Annotated in this window: 15 protein-coding genes; 6 read left to right on the forward strand and 9 right to left on the reverse strand. The window is 53.4% G+C overall.

The genetic code is table 11. The features are described from left to right. From ftsL to leuO, 7 genes are all read right to left on the reverse strand, one after another. Positions 1-366 (reverse strand): cell division protein FtsL, encoded by a 366-nt coding sequence (gene ftsL / locus QMG44_RS12685; protein WP_008501989.1) that lies wholly within the window; start codon positions 364-366, stop codon positions 1-3. After that, a complete protein-coding gene (gene rsmH / locus QMG44_RS12690) occupies positions 363-1,304 on the reverse strand; it encodes a 16S rRNA (cytosine(1402)-N(4))-methyltransferase RsmH (protein WP_014168623.1) in 942 nt (313 codons plus the stop codon). Before rsmH ends, ftsL begins: the two co-directional genes overlap by 4 nt. A 2-nt stretch (positions 1,305-1,306) precedes the next feature. Then, positions 1,307-1,765 carry a division/cell wall cluster transcriptional repressor MraZ gene (gene mraZ / locus QMG44_RS12695; RefSeq protein WP_025205427.1) on the reverse strand — a complete coding sequence of 153 codons (459 nt, stop codon included), beginning with the start codon at positions 1,763-1,765 and terminating at the stop codon, positions 1,307-1,309. A gap of 598 nt (positions 1,766-2,363) precedes the next feature. Then, positions 2,364-3,371, reverse strand: coding sequence for a catabolite repressor/activator (gene cra, locus QMG44_RS12700; protein ID WP_014168621.1), 1,008 nt, complete (start codon positions 3,369-3,371; stop codon positions 2,364-2,366). 179 nt (positions 3,372-3,550) lie between these two features. Next, on the reverse strand, positions 3,551-4,042 hold the full coding sequence (ilvN, locus tag QMG44_RS12705; protein WP_003856371.1) for an acetolactate synthase small subunit: 492 nt from the start codon (positions 4,040-4,042) through the stop codon (positions 3,551-3,553). A gap of 1 nt (position 4,043) precedes the next feature. Then, positions 4,044-5,768, reverse strand: a complete 1,725-nt coding sequence (gene ilvI, locus QMG44_RS12710; RefSeq protein WP_281853098.1) for an acetolactate synthase 3 large subunit — start codon at positions 5,766-5,768, stop codon at positions 4,044-4,046. A 380-nt stretch (positions 5,769-6,148) separates the two neighbouring features. Beyond that, positions 6,149-7,093 carry a transcriptional regulator LeuO gene (gene leuO / locus QMG44_RS12715; protein WP_281853152.1) on the reverse strand — a complete coding sequence of 315 codons (945 nt, stop codon included), beginning with the start codon at positions 7,091-7,093 and terminating at the stop codon, positions 6,149-6,151. Between the two features lie 635 nt (positions 7,094-7,728). Here leuO and leuL point away from each other — a divergent pair. From leuL to leuD, 5 genes are all read left to right on the forward strand, one after another. After that, positions 7,729-7,815, forward strand: coding sequence for a leu operon leader peptide (leuL, locus tag QMG44_RS24320; protein WP_071530973.1), 87 nt, complete (start codon positions 7,729-7,731; stop codon positions 7,813-7,815). Between the two features lie 91 nt (positions 7,816-7,906). Further along, entirely contained in the window at positions 7,907-9,478 is a 1,572-nt protein-coding gene (gene leuA, locus QMG44_RS12720) for a 2-isopropylmalate synthase (protein WP_014168617.1), read from the forward strand. Next, positions 9,478-10,569, forward strand: coding sequence for a 3-isopropylmalate dehydrogenase (leuB, locus tag QMG44_RS12725; protein ID WP_086533238.1), 1,092 nt, complete (start codon positions 9,478-9,480; stop codon positions 10,567-10,569). Before leuA ends, leuB begins: the two co-directional genes overlap by 1 nt. A 2-nt stretch (positions 10,570-10,571) precedes the next feature. Beyond that, positions 10,572-11,972 carry a 3-isopropylmalate dehydratase large subunit gene (leuC, locus tag QMG44_RS12730; RefSeq protein ID WP_020882571.1) on the forward strand — a complete coding sequence of 467 codons (1,401 nt, stop codon included), beginning with the start codon at positions 10,572-10,574 and terminating at the stop codon, positions 11,970-11,972. A gap of 10 nt (positions 11,973-11,982) precedes the next feature. Next, positions 11,983-12,588 (forward strand): 3-isopropylmalate dehydratase small subunit, encoded by a 606-nt coding sequence (leuD, locus tag QMG44_RS12735; RefSeq protein ID WP_014168614.1) that lies wholly within the window; start codon positions 11,983-11,985, stop codon positions 12,586-12,588. 201 nt (positions 12,589-12,789) lie between these two features. On the opposite strand, the gene QMG44_RS12740 is transcribed toward leuD, so the two are convergent. Then, a complete protein-coding gene (locus QMG44_RS12740; RefSeq protein WP_032679619.1) occupies positions 12,790-13,968 on the reverse strand; it encodes a sugar efflux transporter in 1,179 nt (392 codons plus the stop codon). A gap of 119 nt (positions 13,969-14,087) precedes the next feature. Next, positions 14,088-14,240 (reverse strand): glucose uptake inhibitor SgrT, encoded by a 153-nt coding sequence (sgrT, locus tag QMG44_RS12745; protein ID WP_014168612.1) that lies wholly within the window; start codon positions 14,238-14,240, stop codon positions 14,088-14,090. An 88-nt stretch (positions 14,241-14,328) separates the two neighbouring features. Between sgrT and sgrR the strand changes: the two genes are divergently transcribed. Beyond that, positions 14,329-15,984, forward strand: a complete 1,656-nt coding sequence (gene sgrR, locus QMG44_RS12750) for an HTH-type transcriptional regulator SgrR (RefSeq protein ID WP_047743405.1) — start codon at positions 14,329-14,331, stop codon at positions 15,982-15,984. Positions 15,985-16,005 lie beyond the last annotated feature (21 nt).

Genomic DNA, 16,005 nt, shown 5'->3' on the forward strand with positions numbered 1-16,005 from the left:
TTATTTTTGTACTACAATATTTTCCTGAGAAGGATCAACATGCTGCAATTGCAGCTTTTCCGTTGCGATCCGTTCAACCCGGCTGTGATCGCCGAGCGCATTTTCTTCAAGGATCAGGTTTCGCCATTCAATATCCAGCGCATCGCGTTCCAGTACCATCTGCTCGCGTTGCGCAGTTAATAAGCGTGTGTGGTGGGCAGTCGTGACCACCGTGACGGCCGTGACAATGATGCAAATGAACAGACAGAGTGGCAGTTTCCCAAACCGCAAAAGATCGTCGCCGATCACGCCAGGCAAGGCATGGCGCTCGTTGCTTCCTAACGAATCCTTAACTTTGCTTAGGGTCTCTGTCACTCTGCCGATCATGCGTTCGTCCTCTCTGCAACACGCAGCACTGAACTACGGGCGCGTGGATTCTGTGCCACTTCTTCTTCGCCCGGCATCAACTTGCCTAATGCTCGCAACTGACGGCCACCCAGCTTCCTGAGTTGTTCTTCCGTCATCGGCAGCCCCGCTGGAACCTGTGGACCGCGGCTTTGTTCACGCATAAAGCGCTTCACAATGCGGTCTTCCAGCGAATGGAAGCTGATGATGGATAACCGCCCACCCGGGGCCAGCACGTCGAGCGAGCTTTTTAGCGCCAGCTCTATTTCCTCCAGTTCACTGTTTACCCAGATGCGAACCGCCTGGAAGGTACGGGTCGCGGGATGTTTGTGCTTATCCTTCACCGGCGTCGCCGCCGCGATCACCTCGGCCAGCTCTTTCGTGCGGGTCATCGGCTCAATGCGATTACGCTCAACGATGGCGCGCGCGATACGCTTGCCAAAACGCTCCTCGCCGAAGGTTTTGATCACCCAGGCAATATCCGCTTCGTCCGCGGTCTGTAACCACTCGGCGGCAGACTGACCGCGAGTAGGATCCATGCGCATGTCCAGTGGACCATCGCGCATAAAGGAGAAGCCGCGTTCAGCATCATCAAGCTGGGGTGAAGAGACGCCAAGATCGAGAAGGATTCCGTCGATCTTGCCCGTCAGGCCGCGCTCGGCAACATAATCAGCGAGCGCAGAGAAAGGTCCATGCACGATGGAAAAGCGTGGGTCATCGATGGTTTGCGCAACGGCAATCGCCTGCGGATCGCGATCGATTGCCAGCAGACGCCCTTCCGCTCCAAGCTGGGAGAGGATTAAGCGCGAGTGGCCACCGCGACCAAAAGTGCCATCAATGTAGATGCCGTCCGGACGAATATTCAGGCCGTTAACGGCCTCATCCAGCAGCACCGTTTTATGTTTGTAATTTTCCATCATATTTATAGAGACAAGTCCTGCAGCCGTTCCGATAATGTCGCGGAATCAGACTGCTCAGCGTCGATATCTTCCTTGACCTGTTGATACCAGGTCGTTTCATCCCACAGTTCAAACTTGTTGAACTGCCCGACCAGCATCACTTCTTTGGTCAGACCGGCATGTTGCCGTAACACAGGGGCAATCAGTAACCGGCCTGCGCTATCCATCTGACATTCACTGGCATGTCCCAATAACAACCGCTGCACGCGGCGTTCCTGCGGGTTCATGCTCGACAGTCGCGACAGCTTTTGCTCAATAATTTCCCATTCAGGTAAGGGGTAAAGCAGCAGGCAGGGGGAGTTGATGTCAATGGTGCAAACCATTTGACCCGTAGCGTTCTCAATCAGCTGGTCGCGGTATCGGGTTGGTACCGATAAACGCCCTTTGCTGTCGAGATTGACTAACGTAGCTCCACGGAACATGCCAGTCTCACCCCTCCTCACCACTTTAACCCACAAATTCCCACCTAAAGGAGTTTACGGAGCGAGGGAAAAGCTTGTCAAGCCAGGACTCTCCCTATACAGGCCCGAAAGGCCTCTATTTACAGAGATAAACAGTCCTGGTTAATAACTGCACAACTGGCGAGGCAAAATTAACGTTATGAATATTTGTAAGAAAAAAACCGAATATGCACACTAGCGTTAAGGCTCACTCAATATCATCGCAGATAAATATAAAGTGTCAGTTTGCGACGCGGGCAGCATTTTATGACAGATTCTCAGGGGATAACAGCGCCAGATTCACCCCAGGGCTCGCGAAACGCGGCGGTTGCCGTGCAAGCTGGCACAGGAGAAGGAAAAACGTCTGAATATTCATCGCCGGAAGAGGGTTTGTAACAAAATAATACAAAGACAGGCATTTAAAATCGTTTAAACGTCCTTTAAAGGAACCATTAAACGCCAAAATGAATTAAGAAAAATAGCAGAAGGTAAATTCGCAAGAATTATCCTAATTTCTCTACGGGAATTATCCCGGCGAATTATTTCGTCAAAAGGGGGCAGATTTCTCCGCCCCGTCATTTCATTTATGGCGGCTCAAAATTCCGCGATGGTAAAGATTACGTTTAATACGCGTCAGACCCGGCTTCGGTTTACGCGGCTCGTCCAGACTTGCCAGCACAATTTCCAGCACGCGTTCAGCCACATCACGATGGCGTTGAGCCACCGCCAGAACCGGGCACTGGAGGAAGTCGAGCAGCTCGTTATCACCGAAGGTCGCGATGGCCAGGTCGGAAGGCAGTTTACCCTCACGGCGTAAGGTCACATCCATCACCCCCTGCAGCAGAGCAAATGAGGTGGTGAATAGCGCCTGCGGCATCGGGTGCGTTTCCAGCCATTTCTCGAAAAGCTGTGCGGCCGCTTCACGTTCATAGCTGTTGGCATAGAGGTAGTGCACCTCACGGGGATCGTCTTTCCAGGCGGTTCTGAACCCCTGTTCACGCAGGAAGCTGACTGACAGTTCAGGCAGCGCCCCCAGATACAGCACCGTTTCAGCCGGGAAGGTTCTCAGCTCTGCCGCCAGCATCTCGGCATCATCCTGATCGGCACCGACGACGCTCGTGAAATGCTCCCTGTCGAGCGCACGATCCAGCGCCACAATCGGGAATGGGTCGTTCGCCCAGCGCTGATAAAACGGGTGTTCAGGCGGTAAAGAGGTGGAGACGATGATGGCATCGACCTGACGCTGGAGCAGATGCTCAATACAGCGCATCTCGTTGTCGGGCTGGTCTTCCGAGCAGGCAATCAGCAACTGATAGCCACGCTGGCGCGCCTGACGTTCAAGATAGTTGGCGATACGGGTATAGCTGGTGTTTTCCAGATCCGGGATCACCAGGCCAATAGAGCGGGTGCGTCCGGCACGCAGGCCAGCTGCGACAGCATTCGGATGGTAGTTATGTTCACGAACCACCGCCATAACTTTTTCAACGGTCTTATCGCTGACACGGTACTGCTTTGCTTTACCGTTAATCACATAGCTGGCCGTTGTTCGTGACACGCCGGCTAGCCGGGCGATTTCATCCAGTTTCACAATTGCCCCTTAAAAAATGAAAAGAGTCCATGGCCTTGGCAAGGTTATGGTTAAATCTTTTAACATCTAAACGCAGAATAGCCTTCGCGGCAACCGCTTTTATCTCTGTTGTCGGCTGATTACACAAAAAAAAGCCCGGCTTTGGTGACCGGGCAGAAAGAGGCGAACCTTTTAGACAACTAACGCATGATCTTATCGCCGCGTGACAGGCCAACAACGCCCGATCTCGCAACCTCAACAATTTTTGCCACATCCCGCACAGATGCCAGGAAGGCATCCAGCTTGTCACTCGTTCCGGCCAGCTGAACCGTATATATAGAAGGCGTGACGTCTATAATCTGCCCACGGAAGATATCCGTGTTACGTTTCACTTCCTCGCGCCCGTAACCGCTGGCCTGGATTTTCACCAGCATGACCTCTCGCTCAACGTAGGCACCCTGCCCCAGCTCGCTGACACGCAGAACATCGACCAGCTTATGCAGCTGTTTCTCGATCTGCTCAAGCACTTTGGCATCGCCGACGGTCTGGATGGTCATGCGCGACAGCGTCGGATCGTCAGTCGGCGCAACGGTGAGGCTTTCAATGTTATAGCCGCGCTGTGCAAAAAGGCCAATGACGCGCGACAGTGCGCCAGACTCGTTTTCCAGTAAAACAGATAATATCCGGCGCATATCAGGTTCTCTCCGTTTTGCTTAACCACATTTCATCCATACCACCACCGCGAATATGCATCGGGTATACGTGCTCAGTGCCATCAACAATGACATCCATAAAAACGAGGCGGTTATTTTTAACGTGCTCAAGCGCTTCACCGAGCTTCGTTTCGAGCTCTGCCGGATCGGTCACTCGCATCCCAATATGGCCGTAGGCTTCAGCCAGACGAACAAAGTCAGGCAGTGACGTCATGTAGGACTGAGAGTGACGACCAGAGTAGATCATGTCCTGCCACTGCTTCACCATCCCGAGATAACCGTTATTCAGGTTCAGCACCAGTACCGGCAGCTCATACTGAAGGGCCGTCGACAGCTCCTGGATGTTCATCTGAATACTGCCGTCTCCCGTCACGCAGACGACGGTTTCGTCAGGCAGAGCCAGCTTGACGCCCAGTGCGGCAGGCAAGCCAAAGCCCATCGTTCCTAACCCTCCGGAGTTAATCCAGTGGCGCGGTTTATCAAACGGATAATAAAGGGCGGCAAACATCTGATGCTGACCCACGTCAGACGTCACGTATGCCTCGCCTTTCGTCAGCCGCCAGATAGTTTCGATCACCGCCTGCGGCTTAATGCTGTCGCTTTGCGTGTCATACTTCAGGCACTGACGCGCACGCCATTGTTCGATCTGCTGCCACCAGTCACGGATCTCATCCAGCGGCTGGGAAGGCGGCTCCTGTGCCAGCAGATCCAGCATTTGCTCCAGCATCTGGCGGGCATCACCGACGATCGGCACATCCGCAGACACCGTTTTCGAAATAGAGGTGGGATCGATATCAATATGAAGCACGGTGGCGTTCGGGCAGTATTTCGCCAGATTGTTGGTGGTGCGATCGTCAAAGCGCACGCCGACGGCAAAGATCACATCGGAATGGTGCATCGTCATGTTGGCTTCATAGGTACCGTGCATACCCAGCATCCCCAGAGCCTGACGGTGAGTTGCCGGGAAAGCGCCCAGCCCCATCAGCGACGACGCAACGGGAAGATTGAGTTTCTCGATAAGCTCCCGAAGCTGCCCTTCACAGGCAGAATTGATTGCCCCGCCACCAACATAGACTACCGGTTTTTTGGCGGCCAGCAGCGTTTGCAAGGCACGTTTGATCTGCCCCTTGTGGCCCTGCGTCGTTGGGTTGTATGAGCGCATGCTCACCGACTCCGGCCAGACATAAGGAAGCTTGTTCGCCGGGTTCAAGATATCTTTCGGCAGATCGACCACCACCGGGCCGGGACGCCCGCTTGCTGCCAGCCAGAAGGCTTTTTTCAATATCCCCGGGATGTCTTCAGTTTGCTTAACCAGGAAGCTGTGCTTCACAACGGGACGCGAAATCCCCACCATGTCGCACTCCTGGAACGCGTCGTAGCCGATCAGTGACGTCGCCACCTGGCCGGAAAGAATAACCAGCGGGATAGAGTCCATATACGCCGTGGCAATGCCGGTGATGGCGTTTGTCGCGCCGGGACCGGACGTCACTAATACCACGCCTACTTCACCTGTCGCGCGGGCCAGCCCGTCAGCCATATGTACCGCCGCCTGCTCGTGGCGTACTAAAACATGGTCAATGCCGCCTACCGTATGAAGCGCATCATAAATATCCAGGACTGCGCCTCCGGGATAACCGAACACTTGCTTCACGCCCTGATCGATTAACGATCGGACGACCATTTCCGCGCCAGACAACATCTCCATGCTTTGCCTCCAGGCATTTTGTTATAGACGAGCTGCAGAATTCATTTCCGCACCGTCTTACGACTGGGTTAAACCAATCTTATATTTTGCAGAGTGATCGTTACCTTAACCGCTCGTTATGAGGCAGGCAATTAGCAGACCGGGTGAGCTAAACGGTTCGCAAAGCAGAAAAAACAGGTATTAAGGAAGGATATGGTCAATTCATCTGGTATTAGAGGATGAGATGATTAATCATCGCTGAAAAGCGCGTCGATTCAGGAAATCATCTATTTTTGCGAGCCAGAGAGCAGTAAGAAAAAATTCACAACAGAATAAAATAACAATAACAGAGAAAAAACCAGGATAAATCACACGCGAAAATGCAATTTATCCTGATGCGCTTATCGACGGCAAATACTGATCAGCAACTCTTCCATCCACTGGTGCCCTTTATCCCGACCGGCGGCTTCATGCCAGGAGAGATAGCAGGTACGGCTATTCAGCTTGAGCGGCAACGGCAACATTTGCAGTTGTAGTTGACCGGAAAACTCCTCAGCCAGCCAGCGTGGTGCAATAGCCACCAGATGTGTCTGCGAGACCACGTTCAATACGCTGACCATTGCCATTCCCTGATAAGCAACGCTTGCCTGTTTATCCGCCGTGTCATACCACGGCAGGCTAAAGGAAGCATATCTGTCGAGCGCAACAACAGCATGCTGCTCGCTATAAACGTCACTTTCCCGAAGCGGAGAATTGAGTCGGGGGTGTTTTTTACTGGCGACCAACACCATTTCATCTTTAAACAGCGGAACGCAAGAAAATTCAGGACGTCGAAATTCTTCATATCCCAGAACGAACTCGGTCTCCTGGTAGCGTAACTGATGCTCTGTGTTTTGATTTAAGGATGATTTAAAAACCAGATGGATATTGGGAGCGATCTCTTCAACTTTATTATAAATAATCGACGTCAAATAATTATCTAACGGACTGCAAACACAAAGATTGAATACACGCTCACTGCTTAAAGGTTCAAAGCCTGACCCTGGCAGCTCGTTCTGAACCAGCTGCAACGCCTGACGGATAGAGCCGAATAACTGGAATGCCCGTGCGGTAGGCTGTATTCCTCTCCCGTAACGAACGAATAACTCGTCGTTAAACATAACCTTAAGTCTGGCGACAGCATTACTGACCGCGGGCTGAGACATCCCCAACGTATGGGCCACCCGGGTGATATTCTGCTCCTGCATGACAGCATCAAATACCGTGAGCAGATTAAGGTCCACTGTACGTAACTGCGGTTTAATCCCATCAGTAGTTTGAGGTTGTTTAATATTAATTTCTGGCACTTCTGACTCCACTGTCACGCTACACTCCCTTTGCCAACGTACTGTAATAATTCCGAAGAATATGATTTACCATGCATATACGATCAGCGAAAGAGAATTATTTTAAATTCGGAAAATATAAAGAACAGTTTAGCGAAAATGACTTTTCGCCACTGACAAACGATAAAATAAACACCACTGCAAATGATATGATTCACTTTAGGATTTGAATGAAACCATAAACTAGACCAATATACAATCGTCAGCGGGTTAATGATGTCTTAAGTATTATTAAACTGTTATTGCAACCCCGATTAAATAAGTTAACAATCTGTAATAACCATAAGACATCCGAAGTGATAAAAAACATTCACCGCATTTATAACTTAATGATATCAAACCCATTTGCGCCCCACACAATTGAGTAGCGAACTTTTAAGTTATTCATCACAATTATATTCAATTATTTCTGCAACCTTTTTCTCAGTCCAAAATTAGACAATTTGTAGGGTCGAAAAAGCAAAACCCAGCACAATTAGCTAAAGCACATATCCTGTCAACCTGGCCAGCCGGGTGCGTTTTTGCCTGCAGGGGTTGACATGCACAGTCGTATCCAGTACCACTAAAAGCATATTGAATTTAACGGAGCACGATTCATGATTCGCACCATTCGTTTCACCGGTCTACTACTACTAAACGCATCCACTGTGCGCGGTAGACTGGCGGGCGAAATTCAGCGTTGAATCGTCACCAGTAAGACTAAAAACCCGCGCCACTGCGCGGGTTTTTTTATGCTCGTAGCAAGGCGCCCTAAGACTGACAAGGACCTAACCCATGAGCCAGCAAGTCATTATTTTCGATACAACTTTACGTGACGGTGAACAGGCATTACAGGCAAGCCTGAGTGTGAAAGAGAAACTGCAGATCGCGCTGGCTCTCGAACGTATGGGTGTCGACGTGATGGAGGTCGGTTTCCCTGTCTCTTCTCCGGGTGACTTCGAATCCGTGCAGACCATTGCGCGTACCATTAAGAACAGCCGCGTCTGTGGCCTGGCACGCTGTGTGGAAAAAGATATCGATGTTGCAGCCGAGTCGTTGAAGGTTGCCGAAGCATTCCGTATTCATACCTTTATTGCTACCTCTCCTATGCACATTGCCACCAAGCTGCGCAGCACGCTGGATGAGGTCATTGAGCGCGCGGTCTACATGGTCAAACGTGCCCGTAACTACACGGATGACGTTGAATTCTCCTGTGAAGATGCTGGCCGTACGCCGATTGAAGATTTGGCGCGCGTGGTGGAAGCTGCCATCAATGCGGGCGCTAAAACCATCAACATCCCGGACACTGTCGGCTACACCATGCCGTTTGAGTTCTCCAACATCATTACCGGTCTGTATGAACGCGTACCAAACATTGATCAAGCGATTATCTCCGTACATACCCACGATGACCTGGGGCTGGCCGTTGGCAACGCCATCGCTGCGGTGCACGCCGGTGCACGTCAGGTAGAAGGCGCGATGAACGGCATCGGTGAACGTGCAGGTAACTGTTCACTGGAAGAAGTGATCATGGCGATCAAAGTGCGCAAAGACATCATGAATGTGCATACCCGCATCAATCACAACGAAATCTGGCGTACCAGCCAGACCGTCAGCCAGATCTGCAACATGCCCATCCCGGCTAACAAGGCGATTGTGGGTACCGGCGCCTTTGCGCACTCCTCCGGTATTCATCAGGATGGCGTGCTGAAAAACCGTGAAAACTACGAAATCATGACCCCGGAATCCATCGGCCTGAACCAGGTTCAGTTGAACCTGACCTCCCGTTCCGGTCGTGCGGCGGTGAAACACCGTATGGAAGAGATGGGTTATAAGGACAGCGATTACAACATGGATCAGCTGTACGACGCCTTCCTGAAGCTGGCCGATAAAAAAGGTCAGGTATTCGACTATGACCTGGAAGCGCTGGCCTTCATCAATAAACAGCAGGAAGAGCCTGAGCACTTCCGCCTCGATTACTTCAGCGTGCAGTCAGGCTCCAGCGACATTGCGACTGCCTCGGTCAAACTGGCCTGTGGCGAAGACATTAAGGCCGAAGCGGCAAACGGCAATGGCCCGGTTGATGCCATTTACCGCGCAATTAACCGCGTCACCGAGTACGACGTAGAGCTGGTGAAATATGACCTGACGGCCAAGGGCCACGGTGAGAATGCCCTGGGTCAGGTTGATATCGTGGTCACCCACAATGGCCGTCGTTTCCACGGTGTGGGCCTGGCGACGGATATTGTTGAATCCTCCGCGAAGGCGATGGTCCACGTGCTGAACAACATCTGGCGCGCCGCTGAAGTTGAAAAAGAGTTGCAACGCAAAGCTCAGAATAAAGAGAACAACAAGGAAACCGTGTAATGTCGAAGAATTACCATATTGCTGTGTTACCGGGTGACGGTATTGGCCCGGAAGTGATGGCACAGGCGCTGAAAGTACTGGAAGCCGTTCGTTCGCGTTTTGCGATGAAAATCTCCACCAGCCACTATGATGTGGGCGGTATCGCCATCGATAATCACGGTACTCCGCTGCCAGAAGCGACCGTTGAAGGGTGTGAAAATGCGGATGCAGTGCTGTTTGGCTCCGTGGGTGGCCCTAAATGGGAACACCTGCCACCCGCCGAGCAGCCTGAGCGCGGCGCGCTGCTGCCACTGCGTAAACATTTTAAATTGTTCAGCAACCTGCGTCCGGCGAAGCTGTACCAGGGGCTGGAAACGTTCTGTCCGCTGCGTGCAGATATCGCGGCTAACGGCTTTGACATCCTGTGCGTGCGTGAACTGACCGGCGGGATCTACTTCGGGCAGCCTAAAGGGCGCGAAGGCAGCGGTCAGCATGAAAAAGCCTTTGATACTGAGGTCTATCACCGTTTTGAAATTGAACGTATCGCCCATATCGCCTTTGAGTCGGCGCGCAAACGTCGTCATAAAGTGACGTCTATCGATAAAGCGAATGTTCTGCAGTCTTCTATTTTGTGGCGTGAAATCGTCAGTGAAGTCGCGAAACAGTATCCGGATGTCGAACTGTCCCATATGTACATCGACAACGCGACCATGCAGCTGATTAAAGATCCGTCGCAGTTTGACGTTCTGCTGTGTTCCAACCTGTTCGGCGATATTCTCTCGGACGAGTGCGCAATGATCACAGGCTCTATGGGGATGTTGCCATCAGCCAGCCTCAATGAAGAGGGATTTGGCCTGTACGAACCTGCAGGCGGCTCCGCGCCCGATATCGCCGGCAAAAACATTGCCAACCCGATTGCGCAGATCCTCTCCCTGGCCTTGCTGTTGCGCTACAGCCTTGATGCCGGTGATGCAGCAACCGCAATTGAAAACGCCATTAACCGTGCGTTAGAAGAAGGTGTCCGTACCGGTGATTTAGCACGCGGCACGGCGGCAGTCAGTACCGATGAAATGGGCGACATTATTGCCCGCTATGTCGCTGAAGGGGTGTAATCATGGCGAAAACGTTATATGAAAAATTGTTTGATGCGCACGTAGTCTACGAGGCACCAAACGAAACCCCACTGTTGTATATCGATCGCCATCTGGTGCACGAGGTTACCTCCCCTCAGGCATTCGACGGACTGCGTGCGCATAAGCGCCCGGTGCGCCAGCCAGGTAAAACCTTCGCGACAATGGATCACAACGTCTCCACGCAAACCAAAGATATCAATGCGTCGGGTGAAATGGCGCGTATCCAGATGCAGGAGCTGATCAAAAACTGCAACGAATTTGGCGTCGAGCTCTACGATCTGAACCACCCGTATCAGGGTATCGTCCATGTGATGGGGCCAGAACAGGGCATCACCCTGCCAGGCATGACCATTGTCTGCGGTGACTCCCACACGGCCACCCACGGCGCGTTTGGGGCCCTGGCGTTCGGTATTGGTACCTCTGAAGTTGAACATGTTCTGGCGACGCAGACCCTGAAACAGGGCCGCGCCAAAACCATGAAGATTGAAGTGAAAGGCAAAGCGGCCCCGGGCATTACCGCCAAAGACATCGTGCTGGCCATCATCGGTAAAACCGGCAGCGCAGGCGGCACCGGTCACGTGGTTGAATTCTGCGGTGAAGCCATCCAGGCACTGAGCATGGAGGGCCGAATGACGCTCTGCAACATGGCCATTGAGATGGGGGCAAAAGCGGGCCTGGTTGCACCAGACGAAACAACCTTCAGCTATGTGAAGGGCCGTCTGCACGCGCCGAAAGACCAGGATTTTATTGAAGCAGTCGCGTACTGGAAAACCCTGAAAACCGACGATGGTGCGACGTTTGATACCGTGGTTACGCTGCAGGCGGAAGACATTGCGCCACAGGTGACCTGGGGAACCAACCCGGGCCAGGTGATTTCCGTTAACGATAACATTCCTGACCCGGCCTCTTTCAGCGATCCGGTCGAGCGCGCCAGTGCGGAAAAAGCGCTGGCCTATATGGGTCTGAAGCCAGGCATTCCATTGACTGACGTGACCATTGATAAAGTGTTTATCGGCTCCTGCACCAACTCCCGTATCGAAGATTTGCGCGCGGCGGCCGAGATTGCCAAAGGCCGTAAAGTGGCACCGGGCGTTCAGGCGCTGGTCGTGCCGGGTTCCGGCCCGGTGAAAGCCCAGGCGGAAGCTGAAGGCCTGGATAAGATCTTTATCGAAGCGGGCTTCGAATGGCGCCTGCCTGGCTGCTCCATGTGCCTGGCCATGAACAATGACCGCCTGAATCCTGGCGAGCGTTGTGCCTCCACCAGTAACCGTAACTTTGAAGGCCGTCAGGGCCGCGGTGGGCGTACTCACCTGGTCAGCCCGGCAATGGCCGCCGCTGCGGCAGTGACCGGTCATTTCGCCGATATTCGCAGCCTGAAATAAGGAGACAATCATGGCAGAGAAATTTACCCAACATACGGGCCGGGTTGTCCCACTGGACGCCGCTAACGTCGACACTGACGCCATCATTCCAAAGCAGTTTTTGCAGAAGGTGACCCGTACCGGGTTTGGCGCGCATCTGTTTAACGACTGGCGCTTCCTGGACGACAAAGGCGAAGTGCCCAATCCCGAGTTCGTGCTGAACTTCCCGGAATTTAAAGGCGCATCGATTCTGCTGGCGCGTGAAAACTTTGGCTGCGGCTCTTCCCGTGAACATGCACCCTGGGCGCTCACCGACTACGGGTTTAAAGTGGTTATCGCCCCAAGCTTTGCCGATATCTTCTACGGCAACAGCTTCAATAACCAGCTGCTGCCGGTGACGCTGAGTGATGCGCAGGTGGACGAATTGTTCGCCCTGGTGAAGGCAAATCCTGGGATTTCGTTTGAAGTGGATCTGGAAGCGGAAGTGGTGAAAGCGGGTGATAAATCATACAGCTTCAGCATTGACGCCTTTCGTCGTCACTGCATGCTGAATGGCCTGGACAGTATTGGCCTGACGCTGCAGCACGAAGATGCCATCTCCGCCTATGAGCAAAAACAGCCTGCGTTTATGGGGTAGGCTGCGTACCATCCCGGTGAAGATCAACATCGTCCAACAAAATGGTGCAGTACACCATCAGTGTTAATTGATGTGGGCCTCATCACTGTTTGCCTCTTGCGTCAGCCTGAGGCAAACAGCCTCGGCTGACGCCACGCGCGCTATGCGCCTTCTCAGACCCTGTCAGAAAATCGTTTTATTGCGTGAAGCCGCCTTTCAGAATCACACATCTTTTACCCGGCAGGTTAGCACCAGCGTCACCACGGAAATGGCCGCAATCATCCAGTACACTGACGCGTGGCCGTAGGTTTGCGACAACGCCCCCTGAATCACCCCTGCCAGAATAACGCCCGTTGAAATGCTGTTGGTAAAGAGCGTAGTGGCAGAGCCTGCCCGTCCCGGCATTAAGTCCTGGAACCAGAGCATCCCAATCCCGGCCACGATGCCAATAAACACGGCATTAAACAGCTGCAGCGCAAGCAGTGCTTCGCGCGAATGGAAGACGATCAGCCCCAGATAAAAAAGCACTCCTGCCGCCACGGCGACGATCATCATGCGGCGCTTTCCAAAACGCTTAACGTAATAACCCGCCAGGATCATCGCCGGAATTTCCAGGCCGGCAGCCGTCCCCATCAGGATCCCCGCAAGCTTGTCCGGCAACCCCAGATCGCTGCTGATCCACAGCGGCATATCAATGATGTACATGGTGTTGCAGGTCCACATCAGCATGGACGCGATAAACAGCATGCGGACGTTTTTATCCTGCCAGCCGCTCACCTGGGTGATGGGTTTATCCGTCGTCAGCTCCACTCGCGCCACTGAGGGTAGCGCAAAGGCAATCAGTATCAGGCTGATGACAAAAATGCCGGCAGCGATGGAAAACATGGTGGTAAAGCCATAGTTCAGCGCCAGCATAAACGCCAGCGGCGGGCCGATCACCCAGGCCAGAGAGAGCTGCGCACGCATGACCGAGCTGAACATCACCACTTCCCGCGCCGAGTTATCCGCGTATTCACGGGCCAGCGCGAACAGCTGCGGCATGGCGGTATTGGCGAGCGAGGCCAGAAGCACGCCGCAGGTAATCAGCGTCAGGTAATGGCGATTGAAGGCAAACAGCAGCGCGTTACCCACGGCCATGGCGCAGCAAAAGAGGATCAGTTTGCGACGATCGCCCCGATTGTCCGATCGTTTTGCCAGTGCCAGACTGACCAGGATCCCGGCGATGGCGTTCACGGTATAAAACAGCCCCACCCAAAACGGCTGCGCCCCCACCTCACGGCTGAGAAACAGACTCAGCGTCGGAGCCTGCAATGCCCCCGCCACGCCCATCATAAAGGCCACCAGCATAAAAGCGGCATACACGCCGTTCAGGCGTCGCCCCATCGTCATCAACCAGAGCATGCGCAAGTCCTTGTGAAAGCGAATCGAAAGTGGGTGAATAGTAAACGAAAAAAGCCAGCAAAAACATTTTGCTGGCGGGTGAGAAGCACCAATACTCAGTCACACATGATCGAGGCGAGTTAGCAAGAAGAGGTCGGTTTCGTAACGTCCCACTGCATCAGATCTTCCAGGATTTTCAACCGTTGCTCTGCACACTGGCGGGCCAGCCAGGACGCTCCCTGCGTCGCTGAAAAATAACGCTGATAAAACTGACGTGCGGTAGACCTCTTCATAATTTACCTCCTCACTTCATCGGGAAGAATTATTGGCCTAATATAGGGATTAATAAATTGCTGATTTTTTGTCAGGAGTTCCCCTTTTATGCCCTCTGGTCGTCTGCAACAACAATTTATCCGCCTCTGGCAATGCTGCGAGGGGCGATCGCAGGAGACCACGCTGAACGAGCTGGCGGACCTGCTCAGCTGTTCGCGCCGGCACATGCGCACGCTGCTTAATACCATGCAGCAGCAGGGCTGGCTCAACTGGGAGGCCGAGGCGGGTCGCGGAAAACGCTCGCGCCTGACCTTCCTGTATACCGGGCTGGCGTTGCAGCAGCAGCGGGCGGAAGACCTGCTGGAACAGGACCGCATCGACCAGCTGGTGCAGCTGGTGGGGGACAAAGCGGCAGTACGCCAGATGCTGGTGTCGCATCTCGGGCGCAGCTTTCGTCAGGGTCGCCACATTCTGCGGGTGCTCTACTATCGACCAATGAAAAACCTGTTACCCGGCACGGCGTTACGCCGCTCTGAAACCCATATGGCCCGACAAATATTCAGCGGCCTGACGCGCATAAATGAGGAAAATGGGGAACTGGAAGCGGATATTGCGCACCACTGGCAGCAACTTTCTCCTCTTCACTGGCGCTTCTTTCTACGTCCTGGTATTCATTTCCACCACGGCCGCGAGCTGGAGATGGTCGATGTGATTGCCTCTTTAGAGCGCGCCTGCACGCTCCCGCTCTATTCCCATATTTCACGCGTTCACTCCCCTACGGCATGGACACTGGATGTTGAACTGTCTCAGCCGGACAAATGGCTTCCGTGGCTGCTGGGCTATGTACCGTCGATGATTTTGCCCGGTGAATGGGAATCGATGAATAATTTTGCCAGCCTGCCGATTGGCACCGGCCCCTACTCTGTATCGCGCAATAACAACAACCAGCTGAAAATCCGCGCTTTTGATGACTATTTTGGCTACCGGGCGCTGATCGATGAAGTGAACGTGTGGGTATTACCGGATCTCAATGAAGAGCTGAGCGCCGGGCTGACGCTGGAAGGGCCCACCACGGGCGAAAAGGCCGTGGAGAGCCGGCTCGAAGAAGGGTGCTACTACCTGCTGTTCGACAGCCGTACCCATCGCGGGGCAAACCATGAGGTGCGCAAATGGATAAGCCACGTGTTGTCGCCCTCCAGCCTGATTTATCATGCGGAGGAGCAGTACCAAACCTACTGGTTCCCGGCGTATGGTCTGCTTCCTCGCTGGCATCACGCCCGTCCGACATACTGCGACAAGCCCGCCGGGCTGGAGTCCATCACCCTGACCTACTATCGCGAGCACGTTGAACACCGCTTTATCGCCAGAATCATGACCCGACTGCTGGCCGCCGTTGGGGTGAGACTGGATGTCAAAGAGGTGGATTACGATGAATGGCATCAGGGGGAGATCGTCAGCGACATCTGGCTCAACAGCGCCAACTTTACCCTGCCGCTTGATTTCTCGCTCTTCTCTCACCTGTATGAGGTCCCGCTTATCCAGCACTGCATAGACCGGGACTGGCAGCAGGACGCGGCCCTCTGGCGCGCCGGCGACATGAATCTGGCCTCATGGTGCCAGCAGTTGCTGGCTGAACAAGCGATCGTGCCGTTGATCCATCACTGGCTGATGATCCAGGGGCAGCGTAGTATGCGCGGTGTCAGAATGAATACGCTGGGCTGGTTTGATTTTAAATCCGCCTGGTTTTCCCCGCCGGAGCCATAACACTTTCGTAATATTTGCCAA

Origin of the sequence: Enterobacter sp. 200527-13 (assembly GCF_027924865.1) — a bacterium.
In the GTDB taxonomy this organism is placed as follows: domain Bacteria; phylum Pseudomonadota; class Gammaproteobacteria; order Enterobacterales; family Enterobacteriaceae; genus Enterobacter; species Enterobacter ludwigii.

What these genes read in the sequence shown, in the direction of transcription:
- mraZ (WP_025205427.1), bottom strand. Translation starts at nt 1,765, where the DNA reads ATGTTCCGTGGAGCTACGTTAGTCAATCTCGACAGCAAAGGGCGTTTA.
- ftsL (WP_008501989.1), bottom strand. Translation starts at nt 366, where the DNA reads ATGATCGGCAGAGTGACAGAGACCCTAAGCAAAGTTAAGGATTCGTTA.
- rsmH (WP_014168623.1), bottom strand. Translation starts at nt 1,304, where the DNA reads ATGATGGAAAATTACAAACATAAAACGGTGCTGCTGGATGAGGCCGTT.
- leuB (WP_086533238.1), top strand. Translation starts at nt 9,478, where the DNA reads ATGTCGAAGAATTACCATATTGCTGTGTTACCGGGTGACGGTATTGGC.
- sgrR (WP_047743405.1), top strand. Translation starts at nt 14,329, where the DNA reads ATGCCCTCTGGTCGTCTGCAACAACAATTTATCCGCCTCTGGCAATGC.
- leuD (WP_014168614.1), top strand. Translation starts at nt 11,983, where the DNA reads ATGGCAGAGAAATTTACCCAACATACGGGCCGGGTTGTCCCACTGGAC.
- leuL (WP_071530973.1), top strand. Translation starts at nt 7,729, where the DNA reads ATGATTCGCACCATTCGTTTCACCGGTCTACTACTACTAAACGCATCC.
- sgrT (WP_014168612.1), bottom strand. Translation starts at nt 14,240, where the DNA reads ATGAAGAGGTCTACCGCACGTCAGTTTTATCAGCGTTATTTTTCAGCG.
- leuA (WP_014168617.1), top strand. Translation starts at nt 7,907, where the DNA reads ATGAGCCAGCAAGTCATTATTTTCGATACAACTTTACGTGACGGTGAA.
- QMG44_RS12740 (WP_032679619.1), bottom strand. Translation starts at nt 13,968, where the DNA reads ATGCTCTGGTTGATGACGATGGGGCGACGCCTGAACGGCGTGTATGCC.
- ilvN (WP_003856371.1), bottom strand. Translation starts at nt 4,042, where the DNA reads ATGCGCCGGATATTATCTGTTTTACTGGAAAACGAGTCTGGCGCACTG.
- ilvI (WP_281853098.1), bottom strand. Translation starts at nt 5,768, where the DNA reads ATGGAGATGTTGTCTGGCGCGGAAATGGTCGTCCGATCGTTAATCGAT.
- leuC (WP_020882571.1), top strand. Translation starts at nt 10,572, where the DNA reads ATGGCGAAAACGTTATATGAAAAATTGTTTGATGCGCACGTAGTCTAC.